Source organism: Streptomyces sp. SYP-A7185 (assembly GCF_046103685.1).
GTDB lineage: Bacteria > Actinomycetota > Actinomycetes > Streptomycetales > Streptomycetaceae > Streptomyces.
The window spans coordinates 9,113,221-9,127,586 of record NZ_CP122310.1; the positions used below are offsets into that span (position 1 = coordinate 9,113,221).

13 protein-coding genes are annotated in these 14,366 nt (G+C 73.1%); 9 read left to right on the forward strand and 4 right to left on the reverse strand.

Annotated elements, in window-relative coordinates; all coding sequences use genetic code 11:
• Positions 1-122: 122 nt before the first annotated feature.
• Both QBL25_RS40140 and QBL25_RS40145 read left to right on the forward strand, forming a co-directional pair.
• Positions 123-746, forward strand: coding sequence for a TetR/AcrR family transcriptional regulator (locus tag QBL25_RS40140; RefSeq protein WP_409061897.1), 624 nt, complete (start codon positions 123-125; stop codon positions 744-746).
• Positions 743-1,636 (forward strand): alpha/beta fold hydrolase, encoded by an 894-nt coding sequence (locus QBL25_RS40145; RefSeq protein ID WP_409061898.1) that lies wholly within the window; start codon positions 743-745, stop codon positions 1,634-1,636. The genes QBL25_RS40140 and QBL25_RS40145 overlap by 4 nt, the downstream gene beginning before the upstream one ends.
• A 36-nt stretch (positions 1,637-1,672) precedes the next feature.
• Here QBL25_RS40145 and QBL25_RS40150 read toward each other — a convergent pair whose 3' ends face one another.
• Positions 1,673-2,605, reverse strand: coding sequence for a hypothetical protein (locus QBL25_RS40150; protein WP_409061899.1), 933 nt, complete (start codon positions 2,603-2,605; stop codon positions 1,673-1,675).
• A gap of 241 nt (positions 2,606-2,846) precedes the next feature.
• Here QBL25_RS40150 and QBL25_RS40155 point away from each other — a divergent pair, with 241 nt between their 5' ends.
• Together QBL25_RS40155 and QBL25_RS40160 are read left to right on the forward strand one after the other, a co-directional pair.
• Positions 2,847-3,107 (forward strand): hypothetical protein, encoded by a 261-nt coding sequence (locus QBL25_RS40155; RefSeq protein ID WP_409061900.1) that lies wholly within the window; start codon positions 2,847-2,849, stop codon positions 3,105-3,107.
• A 197-nt stretch (positions 3,108-3,304) separates the two neighbouring features.
• Complete coding sequence (locus tag QBL25_RS40160; protein ID WP_409061901.1) at positions 3,305-3,775, forward strand: MSMEG_6728 family protein; 471 nt, start codon at positions 3,305-3,307, stop codon at positions 3,773-3,775.
• Between the two features lie 44 nt (positions 3,776-3,819).
• Here QBL25_RS40160 and QBL25_RS40165 read toward each other — a convergent pair whose 3' ends face one another.
• Entirely contained in the window at positions 3,820-4,437 is a 618-nt protein-coding gene (locus QBL25_RS40165) for a TetR/AcrR family transcriptional regulator (protein WP_409061902.1), read from the reverse strand.
• Positions 4,438-4,503: 66 nt separating this feature from the next.
• Between QBL25_RS40165 and QBL25_RS40170 the strand changes: the two genes are divergently transcribed.
• Complete coding sequence (locus QBL25_RS40170) at positions 4,504-6,126, forward strand: FAD-binding oxidoreductase (protein ID WP_409061903.1); 1,623 nt, start codon at positions 4,504-4,506, stop codon at positions 6,124-6,126.
• Here the strand turns inward: QBL25_RS40170 and QBL25_RS40175 are convergent.
• A complete protein-coding gene (locus tag QBL25_RS40175) occupies positions 6,123-7,412 on the reverse strand; it encodes an ROK family protein (protein ID WP_409061904.1) in 1,290 nt (429 codons plus the stop codon). The genes QBL25_RS40170 and QBL25_RS40175 overlap by 4 nt on opposite strands.
• Positions 7,413-7,640: 228 nt before the next feature.
• On the opposite strand from QBL25_RS40175, the gene QBL25_RS40180 reads away from it, so the two are divergent.
• Positions 7,641-9,710 carry a hypothetical protein gene (locus QBL25_RS40180; RefSeq protein ID WP_409061905.1) on the forward strand — a complete coding sequence of 690 codons (2,070 nt, stop codon included), beginning with the start codon at positions 7,641-7,643 and terminating at the stop codon, positions 9,708-9,710.
• A gap of 56 nt (positions 9,711-9,766) precedes the next feature.
• Positions 9,767-11,593 carry an RICIN domain-containing protein gene (locus QBL25_RS40185; protein WP_409061906.1) on the forward strand — a complete coding sequence of 609 codons (1,827 nt, stop codon included), beginning with the start codon at positions 9,767-9,769 and terminating at the stop codon, positions 11,591-11,593.
• A gap of 151 nt (positions 11,594-11,744) precedes the next feature.
• Here the strand turns inward: QBL25_RS40185 and QBL25_RS40190 are convergent, their stop codons facing one another.
• On the reverse strand, positions 11,745-12,656 hold the full coding sequence (locus QBL25_RS40190; protein ID WP_409061907.1) for a LysR family transcriptional regulator: 912 nt from the start codon (positions 12,654-12,656) through the stop codon (positions 11,745-11,747).
• Between the two features lie 116 nt (positions 12,657-12,772).
• Here QBL25_RS40190 and QBL25_RS40195 point away from each other — a divergent pair, with 116 nt between their 5' ends.
• On the forward strand, positions 12,773-13,585 hold the full coding sequence (locus tag QBL25_RS40195; RefSeq protein WP_409061908.1) for an inositol monophosphatase family protein: 813 nt from the start codon (positions 12,773-12,775) through the stop codon (positions 13,583-13,585).
• A 114-nt stretch (positions 13,586-13,699) separates the two neighbouring features.
• Complete coding sequence (locus QBL25_RS40200) at positions 13,700-14,347, forward strand: NADPH-dependent F420 reductase (protein ID WP_409061909.1); 648 nt, start codon at positions 13,700-13,702, stop codon at positions 14,345-14,347.
• Positions 14,348-14,366 lie beyond the last annotated feature (19 nt).

Genomic DNA, 14,366 nt, shown 5'->3' on the forward strand with positions numbered 1-14,366 from the left:
ACCAGGCCGAGCCCGTAGCCGATGCCGGGGAGCCAGCCCCCCGCTCGCCCCTTGCTTACCTGTAGAGGTGTCTCTAACTTTAGAGACATCTCTAGGTTTGGCCGACGGGGCGGAGGACCGGGATGCCGGAGGCCGAAGAGGGCCTGCGTGAGCGCCACAAGGCGCGGCGCCGGTCGCGGATCGTGGACGCGGCGCGCGAACTCCTGCGGGAGGAGCCGGACTCGGCGGTCGGCGTGGAGCGCATCGCCGACCGCGCGGGGGTGGCTCCGGCGACCGTGTACAACCTGATCGGGCCGCGCGAGCGGCTCTGGGAGGCGCTCGCGGCCCGGTTCATGGAGGAGTTCGAGGACCGTCTGGCGGGTCAGGACGCCGGTGACCCGCACGTGGTCGTCCGCACGACGGTGCACCTGTTCCTCGGCGACCCCGTCGTGTCGCGACGGATGGTGCGCGGATGGGAGGAGAGCGGCCTTGCGCTCCACCACAGCCCCCTTGACCGGCTGACCGAGGCGATGGCGCAGACACGGGCCCGGGGCGTGCTGCGCCCGGATGTCGACACGGACGCGTTGGCCGCCCTGGTCGCCACCGCATGCGTGGGCGCGCTGCATCAGTGGGTGGCCGCCCTCATCGACGACCGCCTGTTCCTGACGCGTGCCCTGTTCGCGCTGGACGTCGCGCTCGCCGCGGCGGGCGTGGACGGCTGCCGCGAGGAACTGCTCGCGCCCCTGCGCCCCCGGGAGACGGAGTGAGGGCGGATGCACGGCCCGGCCACCGCGGCTTCGCGGGTGGTGACGGGCTTGTCCTGGCGGCGGATGTATGGGGTGAGGCGTCCCGCCCGCCGGTGATCCTGCTGCACGGCGGTGGTCAGACCCGGCACGCCTGGGCCCGGACCGGACCTCGACTGGCCGCGCGAGGGTGGCGTGTCATCGCCCCGGACCTGCGCGGCCACGGGGAGAGCGGCTGGTCGGCCGACGGAGACTACGATCTTGGCCTGTTCGCGCGGGACGTACGGGCCCTGGTCGCCGAAACCGGCCGGCGGCCGGTGCTCGTCGGTGCCTCGCTGGGCGGCCTGAGCGCACTGCTCGCCGCCGGGGAAGCCCCCGGGGCGATGGTGCGCGCCCTGGTGCTGGTCGACGTCGCCCACCGGCCCGACCCCCGCGGGTTCCGCCGGATCGTGGAGTTCATGCGCGGCGCCCCGGAGGGGTTCGCCGAAGTGGCGGAGGCGACCGCGGCGGTCCGGGCCTACCTGCCGCAGCGGGCGCGTGCGGGGGCATCCGCCACGGGGATGGCGCACAACCTGCGCCGCCAAGGCGACCGGTGGATCTGGCACTGGGACCCGCGGATGCTGGACTCCTTCGAGGGCCGGATGGACCCGCCGGGCATGGCCGAGCGTCTGCTCTCGGCCGCACGCCGCGCCGACGTACCGGTTCTGCTCGTCCGCGGGCAGGCCAGTGACGTGGTGCGCGAAGACATCGCCGAGCAGTTCTGCCGGCACGTTCCCCGTGCGCGGCGCGTGGAGGTGGCCGGGGCGGGGCACATGGTGGCCGGCGACCGGAACGAACACTTCCTTGACGCGATCGTCCCTTTCCTGGAAGAGCTGGAAGACCCGGAAGGCTTTCCAGAGCTGGAAGCGACCTGACGGCACAGACAGGACAGGGCCACCGGAACCCGACGCCTACCTCCGCCCGCCGAAGCGTGCCGCCACGGCCTGCTCCAGGGACAGGCCACTGACCTCGTCCTCCGGTTCGAGGAAGGCATGGATCACCGCGAGCGTGAGGGTGCCGGTCAGCGAGCGGCGGCGCACGTCGTCGACGACACCGGAGGCCGGGTCGCCGAGGGCCCGCAGCGTCACGCCGTCGTTGGCGGCCGAGAGCGCGTCGGCCAGATCGTCGAGGCTGAGCCCCTGGCGTAACCGCAGGCCGCGTGCGCGCAGAACGGCGGCGTACAGCTCCTTCCACGAGCCCAGGTAGTCGGCGTAGATGCCGGAGGCGATCCGTGCGATCTCCTCGTCGGCGTCGGCGACCGTCATGAGGGCGAGACCGAGCCGTACGGACGGCATGTCCAGGCCCTCCGTGGTGTGGCGGTGGGCGATGTCGTGGACGGCGCGCACGAAGTCGTGCCCGTCGCGCCCGTGCACGAGCCGGCGGGTGTTCGCGGCACGCCGCGCGCGGAACTCCGGACGGTAGTTCTCCTTCCACATCGCGAAGTTGATCAGATCGACGACGAAGTTCGAGTACGGCGTCCACCGGTCGCGCAGCAGCCCGGCTCCGTCGCCGTGGCGGTCGAAGGGCCCGGGATTGCGGCCGAACGCCTCAGCCACGCAGCGCTGCGACAACGGACCGAGCAGCAGGCTCTTGCTCGTGACCGGCCGCTCGGCGCACGGCCCGAAGTGCTCGTCGAGCAGCCGCATCCCGGCGGCCAGGAGCGAGGCCGTCACCCGGTGGTTGGCCAGCCGGGCGCGGCCCCAGACGGTACGCCGGTTGAGGCGCGGCAAGATTCCCGACAGGTCCTGGTCGTAGGGGAAGGGCAGATCCCGCTTCCTGCGGTGCGCGCGCGGCTCGCGGCCGTCGTCCAGGCCATCGCCGTCGTCCCGGTCCCAGATCTCCATCCGCGCATGCTCTCCACCGCGCGCAGGGACAACAACCCCGCGGGCGCGAGGAGGTGGCGCAGGCGTGGCCGCCCCGCCTTGCCCGGCGGAGGAACTCCACGCTCCTGCGGGGCATCGGACCGCGGGCCCGCGGCGGTACACCGGGCACCTCGGCTGCCTCGTACGACGTGCAGCCCTCGTATGCCGCGTAGTTCCCCTACCCCTGGCACCCCTCAAGCTTCTCGTAGAAGGACGGTCCACGATGCCGACCTCCACCACCGGCCTCGCCCTGTGGCTCCTGGCCTGCGCCGGCGCGAGCCGCGCCCTGACCCGGCTGCTCATCGGCCTGCTCGCCGCACACGCCACCCGCAAAGCCCTCAGCACGTCGGACACGCCGCCGGGCGAGCGGGGAGCGGCCGAACGACTTCGCGCCCACCGCCTCGCGGTACTGCGCACCCTCCTGAACGGCCTCACGTCCCGGGGCCCGGCACGGGGTGCACGGGGCCCTCGCCAGGAGGGTTGAGCGACAGGCCGGTGGTCGACGCGGTGGAGGTCTTGTCACCCCCGTCCGTCCGCGAGGCGCTGCTCGCCCGCCTCGACGTCCCCTACCGCACGCACCGAGCGTCTTTGCCGCGGTCGGCGGAGACATGGCCGCCGGCCGCTTCGCGGTGGGCGGAGCGGATGCGTCTGGGGACGGGTCTGCCGCGGTAGGCATGAGGTGTGCAGACCTTTCTCCCGTACTCCGATTTCACGCGGTCGGCCCAGGCCCTGGACCAGGCACGCCTGGGCAAGCAGCGGGTCGAGGCCATCCAAGTCCTGCGCGGCCTGATCGTGCCCGGCTACGGATGGCGCCATCACCCGGCGGTACGCATGTGGACCGGCTACGAGGAGGCCCTGGTCCGCTACGGCCTGGACGTGTGCGGGACGTGGGTGGCGCAGGGGCGCGCCGACACCTGCGCCACCACGCTCGTCACCGACTTCACCCGCCACCACCCCGACGGTGCCGTACGCACCGCGGAGCAGCTCGCCGCGGCCGGTGAGCTGCCGCCGTGGCTGGGAGATCCCGCCTTCCACCGCAGCCATCAGTCGGCGCTGCTGCGCAAGGCGCCGGAGTTCTACGGCGAGCTCTTTCCCGGCGTCCCCGACGACCTGCCCTATGTCTGGCCGGCCTCCGACCGGAGCCCCGCGTAGGACCTGGCCGGCTCGGGCCGGCCGCGGGTCGCGGTCAACTCGGCCTACCGGGGGCCGAGCCTGGCGATGATCCGTTCCGAGCGGGACGTCATCTGCGCTGCCGTCTGCTCGGGGTGGTGGCGCCACCAGGCCACCGCGGCGCCGACCGTCCCGTACCAGAGGTGGGTGGCGAGGTCGGCGTCGAGCGGGTCGTCGGCCGGGGAGGAGCGCAGGAACTCGGCCACGCCCACCGCTCCCAGACGGTTGAGCTCGCGCCGGTACGCCGTGGCCGCGGTGTGGAGGTCGCCGTCGGCCGGCAGTGTCGTGTCGTAGACCAGTTCCCAGTCGTGCGGGCGCGGTTCGAGCGTGTGGAAGAGGGCCGTGAGGGTGCGTGCGGCGCGCGTGATGTCGCAGGGGCCGTCCTGGGCGTCCCGCACGGCCGCGACCAGGCGGGTGCCGGCCTGTTCCAGACAGCTCAGGTAGAGGCCGTCCTTGGAGCCGAAGTACTCGTAGATCAGGGGCTTGGTGATGCCGGCCCGCGCGGCCACCCGGGCCGTCGACCCGCGCGCGTATCCCTTCCTGCCGAATTCCTCGGCCGCCGCGTCCAGGATCAGCCGCTCGCGTTCCTTACGGGGCATCCCCTTGGTGCCGACGGTGCGTGCGGTGTTCTCCTGCTTGCCCATGGCCCCACCCTATGCCAAAGTGACCGCCAGGTAACTTACCCTGCGTTCAGATCGGTGGTGCGGGCCGTGAAGGGCAAGACGCGTTCGTGGTGGGGCTGGGGCACCGTGGAGGACGCCGTGTGCGGCCCGGAGCGCGCGGAGCTCACCCGCCGCACGGCACACCTGCTGCCGCAGGCCGATCTGACCGTCCACGAGGCGCCCGCGATCGAGGCGTTCGGCGTGGGCGCGAGCAGGATCGTCGCCCCCGGTTCGCTGGCCGCGAGCGTCTCGGCGGACGTGCGCGACCGGCTGGCCCACAGCCACGGGCAGGCCTTCCGCGACGTCGTGCGGGCGCTCCTTGGCCAGTTGCCCCACGTGCCCGACCTCGTCGTGCGCCCCGCCGCCGAGCGCCAGGTCGTCGAGGTGCTCGACTGGTGCCACGACGCCGGCATCGCGGTCATACCCTTCGGCGGCGGTTCCTCGGTGGTGGGCGGCGTCGAACCCCGGGTGGGGGAGGGGTACGCCGGAGTGGTCAGCCTCGATCTCACCGCGATGGACCGGGTGCTGGAGGTCGATGCCACCAGCCGGGCCGCTCTCGTCCAGGCCGGCGTCCTGGGCCCGCACCTGGAGGAGCAGTTGCGGCCCGGGGGCCACACCCTGCGGTTCTTCCCCCAGTCCTTCGAGTTCTCCAGCCTCGGCGGCTGGCTCGCCACCCGGGCCGGCGGTCACTTCGCCACGCACCTCACCCACATCGACGACCTCGTCGAGTCGCTGCGCGTGGTCACGCCCGCGGGCGTCGTCGAGTCGCGCCGCCTGCCCGGCTCGGGCGCCGGCCCGTCGCCCGACCGGATGTTCCTGGGGTCCGAGGGGTCGCTCGGCGTGATCACCCAGGCCTGGGTCCGGCTCCAGGACCGGCCGCGGTGGCGGGCCGGTGCCTCGGTCGGCTTCGCCCGGTACGAGGCGGGCGTGCAAGCGGTCCGCGCCCTCTCCCAGTCCGGCCTCGACCCGGCCAACTGCCGTCTGCTCGACCCGATGGAGGCCTTGATCAACGCGGGCTCCGCCACCGCCGTCCTGGTCCTCGGCTTCGAGTCCGCCGACCATCCCGTGAGCGCCTCGATGGATCGTGCGCTGGAGCTGTGCCGCGACCACGGCGGCACCCTGGCCGAGCCGCCGCGTTTGACCGACAGTGCCGGCCGGGCCGCACGCACCGCGGCCGCGGACACCTGGCGCTCCGCCTTCGTGCGCATGCCGTACCAGCGGGACGCCCTGGCCGCCCAGGGCATGATCGTGGAAACCTTCGAGACGGCCTGCACGTGGGACCGGTTCGACGCACTGCGCGCGGCCGTGCACGACGCCGCCCGGGACGCCCTGCGCCAGGTCGGTGCCGAAGGCGTGGTGACCTGCCGCTTCACGCACGTGTACCCGGACGGCCCCGCCCCGTACTTCGGCATCTACGCCGCGGGCCGGTGGGGCAGGACCGTGGAGCAGTGGGACGAGATCAAACAGGCCGTCTCGCAGGCGCTCGTGACGGCGGGTGCCACCATCACCCACCACCACGCGGTGGGCCGCGATCACCGCCCTTGGTACGACCAGCAGCGCCCCGGCCTGTTCGCCGCCGCCCTGCAGGCCGGCAAGCAGGTCCTCGACCCGCACGGGATCCTCAACCCGGGCGTGGTCGTCGACCCCGTGCACGCGCCGGTGATCCCCTAGCGTTCGGTGCGGCCCATGGGCATGGACGCCGTCGTCCCGCTGGGGTCCTGGTAAACCCGGTCGAGTGCCAGGTGGGCGCCGCCGCGGGCGGCGGCGCTGAAGCCCAGTGTCGACAGGATGATGTCGCAGCCGCCGGCGTCGGGTGCCATGACGCGGGTGGAGAACCCGGCGCGTACACGGTCGATGAGGTAGTCGCCGAAGTGCGTGAAGTAGCCGCCCAGGACGACGGCCCGGGGGTTGAGCACGTCGGCCAGCAACGCCACGCCCAGGGCCAGGCCGTCGGCGATCCGCTCGAGTGCGGCGAGGATGGCGCCGTCGCCCGCGTCGGCGCGGCGGCGCAGCTCCGTCAGCCGTTGTTCCAGATCGACGCTGAGGTCGTGGACCGTGTCGTGGGGCGCCGCCCCGCGCAGCAGGGCCGCGAGGCCGACCAGGGTCTCCCAGCAGCCGATGCGGCCGCAGACGCAGGGCAAACCGCCCGGATCCAGGGGCATGTGGCCGATCTCGCCGGCGAATCCGGACGATCCTTGCAGGAGCCGTCCGTCGGAGATGATGCCGCCGCCGACGCCGGTCTCGCCGGTCACGTAGATCAGGTCGTGGATGCCGGCCGAGGCGGCGAGGAGGTATTCGGCGATGGCGCCCAGCTTGGCGTCGTTCTCCAGGCCGACCGGCGGCGCCCCCGCTCCGAGCCGGGCGCGCAGTCCTTCGGTGACGGCGACGTCCTGCCAGCCGATGTTGGGGGCGTAGGAGACCACGCCGGAGCCGGTCTCGATCACGCCGGGGGCCGCGACGGTCACGGCGACCGGGGTGGTGCCCTGTGCCCGCAGTGTCGTGCGGGCTTCGGCGATGACCTTGGCCATCCGGTCGAGGACGGCGGCCGGTTCGGTGCCGCGGGTGTCCAGCGGGGTGCGGTGCCGGAGGGCGATCTCGCCGCGCAGGTCGAGGGCGACGAGGCTCAGATAGGCGGCGTTGATCTCGACGCCGATGCCGCAGACGGTGCGTCCGTCGAGCTCGACGGTACGGCTGGGGCGGCCGACGGACCCGTGGCGTTCCGTCTCGCCCTCGCGCACCAGGCCGTTTTCCATCAGCTCGGCGACCAGGTTGGTGATGGTGGCTTTGGGCAGACCGGTCTCGGCCGCGATCTGGGTGCGCGGGCGTGGTCCGGCGTCGCGCAGCAGGCGCAGCACCAGGCTCAGGTTGGAGCGGCGCAGGGAGGCGCGGTCGCCGGCACGTGGGGGTCCCACTCTGGCCACGTCGCGTACGCCTGTGCCGCGTAGGTCTGCCTTCACCGAGCTCCGCTCCTTGGTCCGTGCTGATGCTGATCGTCGTGTATCGCGGGTGACGGTCAAATTACGGGGTGGCCGGGGCGTGAGGGGAGGGCGTTCGGTCAGGGCGAACGTCCTGCCGCGGGATGGGTTGTCGTGAACCTGTTGACGAGCCTCTCTTTATTTTGGATCCTAGCCGAATTAATTAGGGCTGAGGGAGCGTCAGCCGCGTTCGGCGAGGGGGCCGCACAGATGAACACCGGCACGGGGCAGGCCCCGGCAAGGCCGCGAGCCACCCGGCGGGCGCGCTACCACCTGCGGTTCCAACTCCGGCCCGGCGACGGCCTCGCGGACCGGGCCCAAACCCTGGCCAAGATGTGCGGCGAGAACGGCGTCGAGGAAGTGGTGCTGCTGCTGGGAGCCGAGCAGCAGTACACCGGGCACCTCGCCGGCGCCGAGGAGGCGCGCTGGTACGCGGCCGCGGGCGAGGCCCGCGACATACTGGGCGCCGCGGGCCTCGAGGTCAGCCTCAATCCCTGGGTGACCGTCGGCCACGCCGACCGGGGCCGGGCCGACACGCTCGGCTTCGCGCCCATGGTCTCGCCCGGCGGCCGACCGGCCGCCGCCCAGGCCTCCTTCGCCTGCCCCGTTTGGCGCCGCTGGCTCTACGCGCACTACGGGCGCTTCGCGGACCTGGGCTTCCGGGTGCTGTGGGTCGAGGACGACTTCCGCTTCCACAACCACGCCCCGCTCGACTGGGGCGGCGGCTTCGAGCCGCTCATGCTGGAGCGGCTGGCCGCGCTGGCCGGCGCACCGGTCACCCGGGAGCAGGTGGTCGCCGCCCTCACCGCGCCCGGCCCGCCCCACCCCTGGCGCGCCCTGCTGCAACAGGTGTGGCGCACGGCCCAGCTGGAGGTGGCCCACGGCCTGGCGCAGGTGGTGCAGCAGCGCTCCGGCGGACGCTCCCACCTGGGGCTGATGAGCTCGCTGCCCGCGATGCACTCGGTGGAGGGCCGCGACTGGCGGAAGCTGTTCGCCGCCCTGTCCCAGGGGCGCGAGCTCAGCCACCGGCCGCACTTCGCCCCGTACTCCGACACCCCCGCCCGCGGCCTGGCCTCCGCGCTGTGGTCCCTGGAGGCCCAGCGCCCGCTCCGTCCGCGGCATGTGGCCTGCGAGCCGGAGATCGAGAACTGGCCGCACACCACCTGGTCGAAGTCGGACACCCAGACCTGGTCGGAGATGGTCACCGCCCAACTCTCCGGAGCCGAAGCCCTGCTGCTGAACCTGCACCCCGGCCACGGCACGCGCGCCGACGGCTTCCCGGGCATCGACCGGCTGCTGCGCCGCTCCCGGCCGGCCCTGGACTGGCTGGCCGCGCACCGCACAGAGGCGGCGGTCCCGCTCGGCGTGGGCCTGCCCTGGCGCCAGGACACCGCCGCGCATCTGCCCGCCGAGACGGGCCAACTGCGCGACCTGGTGGCCGACCCCGCACCGACCGCGGACTTCCTGCTGGGCCACGGAATCCCCGTCACCGCGCAAGCGGCCCCGGTCCAGGCCCTGTTCGGCCGCATGGTGCACGCCTTCGACGACGACGAGATCCACGAACTGCTGCGCGGCGGCCTGCTGCTGGACGGCGTGGCCGCCCACACCCTGACGCGGCGCGGATTCGCCGAACTCCTGGGCGTACGGGCCGGTGAGCTGGTCGGCCGAGACGACCCGGCGCTGCCCGGCCCCTACGCCGTCGAACACGTCACGGGCGCCTGCGGCACGGACGAAGGCGCGCTCCTGAGCGTCGACGTCCAACCGGCGCTGGCCCGCATCGAACCCCTGGACGGCGCCCACGTCCTGACCCGGATCCAGACCCCCGACGGCCACCCCTGGGGCGCCGGCCGATGCCACTTCGCCAACGCACTGGGCGGACGCGTCGCCGTCCTGGCCGCGACCGCGCCCGCCGACCTGGCGCGCAGCGACGAAGGCCGCAGCCTGCTGCACACGACCATCCGCCTCCTGGAGGGCGAACGGCCCTCCCTTCCCCTGGTGAGCGGCGCCCCGCACCTGATCCCGTACGTGACGCGCTCGGGCGACGGCCACCGGCTGGCGGTGGCCAACGGCAGCGCCGACCCGGCACACCCCCGCATCCACCTGCCCGGAGCCCGCTCCGACCTGCCCGGCGGCCGACCCGACGTGAGCGCCACGCTGCTCGCGCCGCTGGCCGAACCCGCCCAGGCCGCGCTCGCGGCGGCCCCGGCGCAGCGGGGCGTACCCGGCCTTGAGCTCAAGACCCCGCTGCCGCACCGCGGCTGGGCGGTCTTCGCATGGTGAACCACCGCCCCACGGGCACGCCGCCCGTGGGGTGCCCGGCCCCGAGAGGAGTACCTGTGTCACTCCGTTCCCGCGCACGCACCCTGGCCGCCGCCACGGCGGGCGCCGCCGTTCTGCTCGGCGTGGCGGCCCCCGCACCGGCCGCCCCCGACGCGCCCACACGCCAGGCCCCCGCCTATCAGGTCAGCGTCGGGCAGAAGGGGCCGTGGACCCACCCCGACGACACCCCCGCCGCCACCTACATCGACAAGGACGGAACGTTCCACTACCAGTCCGCCCACGCGCTGTACGGCCCCGACGACCCGCGCAAGTGGACCTTCTACACGGGCAAGGACTTCGACACCGCCACCCGTGACCCCAAGTTGAGCGACGCGGTCAACCCCGCCAACCCCAAGGACCGCAACGACGACACCACCTGGCGGTGCAACAACAGCCCCACCGGCCGGGAGGCCAGTCAGGCCGAGGACACCTCGCACTACGCGCAGAAGAACTACTGCGACCTCATGGGCGTGTGGGTCGACCCGGACACCGGCGACTGGTACGGCCTGGTCCACAACGAGTTCACCCCGCAGCCCTTCGGCGACGGCCTGCACTACGACGCGATCGACTACGCCCTCTCCACGGACCAGGGCAAGACCTGGACCATCAAGGACCACGTCCTCACCTCGCCCTACAGCACCCGGCGAGGCGATGACACGGCCTTCCCGCACGACACGTACCACTACGGCAACGGCGACGCGCGCCTGTTCGTGGACACCGCGTCGGGCTACTTCTACGTCTACTACAACTCCCGCGTCATCCCCAAGGGCGGCGTCCCGGGCGCGTGGACGGACGGCAGCCGGGGCCATGTGGCCCGCGCCCCCATGTCCGGCAAGCTGGCCCCCGGCTCCTGGAAGAAGTGGTACGACGGTGCCTGGTCGCAGCCCGGCATCGGCGGCCTGGAGAGCAACATGGAACCGGTCGACGCCGGCCACCCCACCGGCTACACCCCCGTGGAACACGACTACGACCCGGCCACCGAAGGCTCCGTCCAACAACAGCAGGCCGCGGGCGAACTGCCCGCCAAGTCCGACCTGCTGACCATGAACATCGCCTACGACGCCCACCTGGGCCTGTACATCGGCCAGCCCGAGGCCCTCGTCCAGGACAGCACCCAACCCCAGCGCTTGTACGCCACCGACGACCTGGCCACCCAGAAGTGGAAGCTGATCGGCGACACCGGCGCCTACCGCTCCGGATCCTGGTACCGCTGGATGCTGGACTCGGTGAACAAGACCGGCTCGACCATCGTCGGCAAGAAGTTCCGCAGCTACTGCTCCTTCCAGTGCTCGGGCGGCACCGACGGCGAGTACTACGACACCACCATCGACACCAGCAGCCCGGCCGCCCCCGTGGACTCCGGCAGCAGCTACACCATCAGCAGCGGCACCGGCCGCTTCCTGGCCCAGGCGGCCACGGGCAGCGGCACGACCTCACGGCCCGGCGACGACAACTCCTTGCGGAGCCGCTGGGTCTTCACCTCCAACGCCGACGGCTCGTACCGCATCGCCAACGCCGCGACCGGCCGGCTGCTGGGCGTGGACGCCACCACCACCGCGGGCCGCGCCTGGGGAGCCAAGCCGACCGTGACCGCGGCACCCCAGGCCCGCCCCACCGTCGGCCAGCAGTGGTTCGTCGTCCCCGGCCGCGACGCCCACGGCACGGCCACGCACACCGTGCGCCTGGTCAACCGCTACAGCGGCCTGGTCATCGGCCTGTCCGACACTCAGGGCAGGCTGGCCGAGACCACACCGACCCGCGCCTGGACCGACACCACCGGCGGCAGCGTCGGCGGCGCACGGACCGCGGCCGAGCAGACGCTGACCCTCAAGCGCACGGCCTGAACAGCCGGTAGGGCGCCCGCGCCGGCCGCACCGCGATCCCGCCGTGGGCGTCCCGTTCCGGCGTTCCAGCCGCGCTTCACCTGTGGTCGGCGGCGAAGGGCCGTGCCGGCTCGCTGGGACTGCTCGGCGCCGAGGATCACCGGTGGGTGCGTCAGGACGTCTGGTGCGGGAACAGGGCCTCGACGGTTTCGGTGGCCAGGTCGCGCAGCCAGGCGTGGGCGCGGTCGTCGTCGTGGCGCTGGTGCCACAGCAGGTACAGGGGGATGGCGGGCATCTGGAGCGGCAGCGCCAGGGTGACAAGGCCCAGTCGCTCTCTGGCGGCGCGGGTGACCGCGTCGGGCAGGGTGAGCACCAGGTCGGTGTCGGGGGCGAGTTGCAGGGCGAAGGCGGCCGTGGGCCCGGCGGCGACGACCCGGCGCTCGTGCCCGAGCGTGGTCAGCGCATCGTCGACCGGGTCCCGCAGCCGTCCGCGCCGCGAGACGGTGAGGTGGTCGGCGGCCGCGTAGCGCTCAAGGGTCAGCCGGCCCTCGGTGAGCGGATGGCCGGGGCGGACGGCGACGACGAGCTGATCGTGGCCGACCAGGCGATGGCGGATGTCGGGGAGCGCCGGCGGTGCGGAGCTGGACGCGAGGTCGACCTCGCCCCGGCGCAACTCGGGCGTGTCCGTGCCGGGTTCGGCGGGCAGCCGCAGCTGGACGCCGGGGGCCTGGCGGCGGACGGCGGCGACCAGAGCGGTACCGCAGGCGGCGGCCAGGGCGTCGTGCCAGCGCACGGTGAACACTCGCTCCAAGGCGGGCAGGTCGAGCTCCTGCCGCTCGGACAGAAGCTGGTGGGCCTGCTGCACGAGGGTGTGGACCTGGGCGCGCATGGCCAGGGCGCGGGTCGTGGGGACCATGCTGCGGCCGGTGCGGACCAGGATCTGGTCGCCGGTTGCCTTGCGGATACGGCCCAGGGAGCGGCTCATGGCGGGGGCGGTGACGTGCAGGCGGGCCGCGGCGCCGGCGACGCTGCCTTCTTCGAGCAAGGCGTCCAGGGCCGTGAGCAGGTTCAGATCCAGTTGCATGAGAGTAACTCTACGAGTGAAAACCATGCACTTGTTGTTAACGTTCGAGCGGCTTAGGTTCGCAGTGCGGGCACGGAAAGGCCCGCCCCCACCACCGAACCTCCCGGGAGACCGCCATGGGTACAGCCATGCCTTTCGACGCCGACACGACGCTCCTGCCCCAGGTACGGGCCGCGGTGGAGAGCGCCGGCCGGACGCTGCGCGACCGCTCCACCACGGACGCCCGCGGCGTGAGCCTGGACGAGATCGTCGAGGAGATCCACGCCAACGACGACGCGGTGCTCGACGTGGTGCGCGAACCGCTGCTGCGGGCCCGGCCCGGTTCGCGGTGGGCCGAGGACGAACTGGCGGGAGGCGCGCTCCCGCCGGGGGAGTGGTGGGTCGTCGACCCCGCCGAGGGCAACATCAACCACGTACACGCCATGCCGGACTGGGCCGTCACCGCCACCCTGGTCCGCGACAACCAGCCGGTGCTCACCGTGGTCCACCTGCCGCTGACCGGCGACACCTACACCGCCGTCGCCGGTGGCGGGGCACGCCTCAACGACCGCCCCCTGAAGGTGTCCGCCAAGACCGACCTGGCCGCCGCACTCGTGGGCACCGGCCAGGCACGGCCCGGCGAGGACAAGGACACGTTCCGGCGGATCGGCGATTCGGTCACCGCCCTGCTCACCGCCGGGCTGGTCGTGCGCGTGTCCGTGCCGGCCACGTTGCAGCTCATCCATGTCGCCGCCGGACGCATGGACGCGTTCTGGCAGTTCTCCGACGTCCGTTCCGGACTGGTCGCCGGTGCCCTGCTGGTGGCCGAGGCCGGAGGCACGGTCACCGACCTGGCGGGCGCGCCCTGGAGCGCGGGGAGCAGGGACTTCCTGGCCGCGGCTCCCGGCCTGCACGCCGCCGCCCTGGACATCCTCTCCCCGCTCGCCTGACGCGAAGCGTCAACCCCCTCCCGTTCCAGCCCCTTACCCCTTTGCCCCCTTACCCCCTTGCCCCCTTCCCCCGCCCCCGTCCGCCGTCCGCAACAGCACAAGGAGCACCACCTCATGACCAGCATCGGCATCCTGGGCGCAGGCCGCGTCGGCACCAACCTCGCGCGTACGCTCGCCGCCGCCGGACACCACGTCACCGTCGGGCGCCGCGATCCGGTCGGGCAGGGCGTCCGACCTGCCGGGACCACGGACCTGCGCCACTCCTTCGCCGACCAGCGCACCGCCGCCCGCACCGCAGACCTCGTCATCAACGCGACGCCCGGCGACACCGCCCTGGAGCGCCTCACCGACCTGCGCACCGAACTCGCCGGAAAGATCCTCGTCGACGTCTCCAACGCCACCCGCGACGCCGACGACGGCCTGCCCGGCGACCTGTGCTATCCCGGCAGCAGCCTCGCCGAGCGCCTCCAGGCCGCCCTCCCCGAAACCCGCGTGGTCAAGACCCTCAACACCATGCTGTTCACGGTGATGACCGCCCCCGCCGCCCTGGCCACCGCGCCGACGGTCTATCTGTCGGGCAACGACACGTCCGCGAAGAAGACCGTGGCCGGCCTGCTCGTCGACCTGACCTGGCAGCCCGCGTGGATCGAGGACCTCGGGGACATCACGACGGCCCGCGCCACCGAGGCCATGATCCTGATCGTGCCCCACGTCCTGCGCAGGGACGGCTTCCAACCCTTCGCCGTCTCCCTCGCCCGCTGACACGTCCCGGGGGCCGGCC

Coding starts and splice junctions, on each gene's coding strand:
- QBL25_RS40140 (WP_409061897.1), top strand. CDS start 123: ATGCCGGAGGCCGAAGAGGGCCTGCGTGAGCGCCACAAGGCGCGGCGC.
- QBL25_RS40150 (WP_409061899.1), bottom strand. CDS start 2,605: ATGGAGATCTGGGACCGGGACGACGGCGATGGCCTGGACGACGGCCGC.
- QBL25_RS40155 (WP_409061900.1), top strand. CDS start 2,847: ATGCCGACCTCCACCACCGGCCTCGCCCTGTGGCTCCTGGCCTGCGCC.
- QBL25_RS40165 (WP_409061902.1), bottom strand. CDS start 4,437: ATGGGCAAGCAGGAGAACACCGCACGCACCGTCGGCACCAAGGGGATG.
- QBL25_RS40180 (WP_409061905.1), top strand. CDS start 7,641: ATGAACACCGGCACGGGGCAGGCCCCGGCAAGGCCGCGAGCCACCCGG.
- QBL25_RS40190 (WP_409061907.1), bottom strand. CDS start 12,656: ATGCAACTGGATCTGAACCTGCTCACGGCCCTGGACGCCTTGCTCGAA.
- QBL25_RS40195 (WP_409061908.1), top strand. CDS start 12,773: ATGGGTACAGCCATGCCTTTCGACGCCGACACGACGCTCCTGCCCCAG.
- QBL25_RS40200 (WP_409061909.1), top strand. CDS start 13,700: ATGACCAGCATCGGCATCCTGGGCGCAGGCCGCGTCGGCACCAACCTC.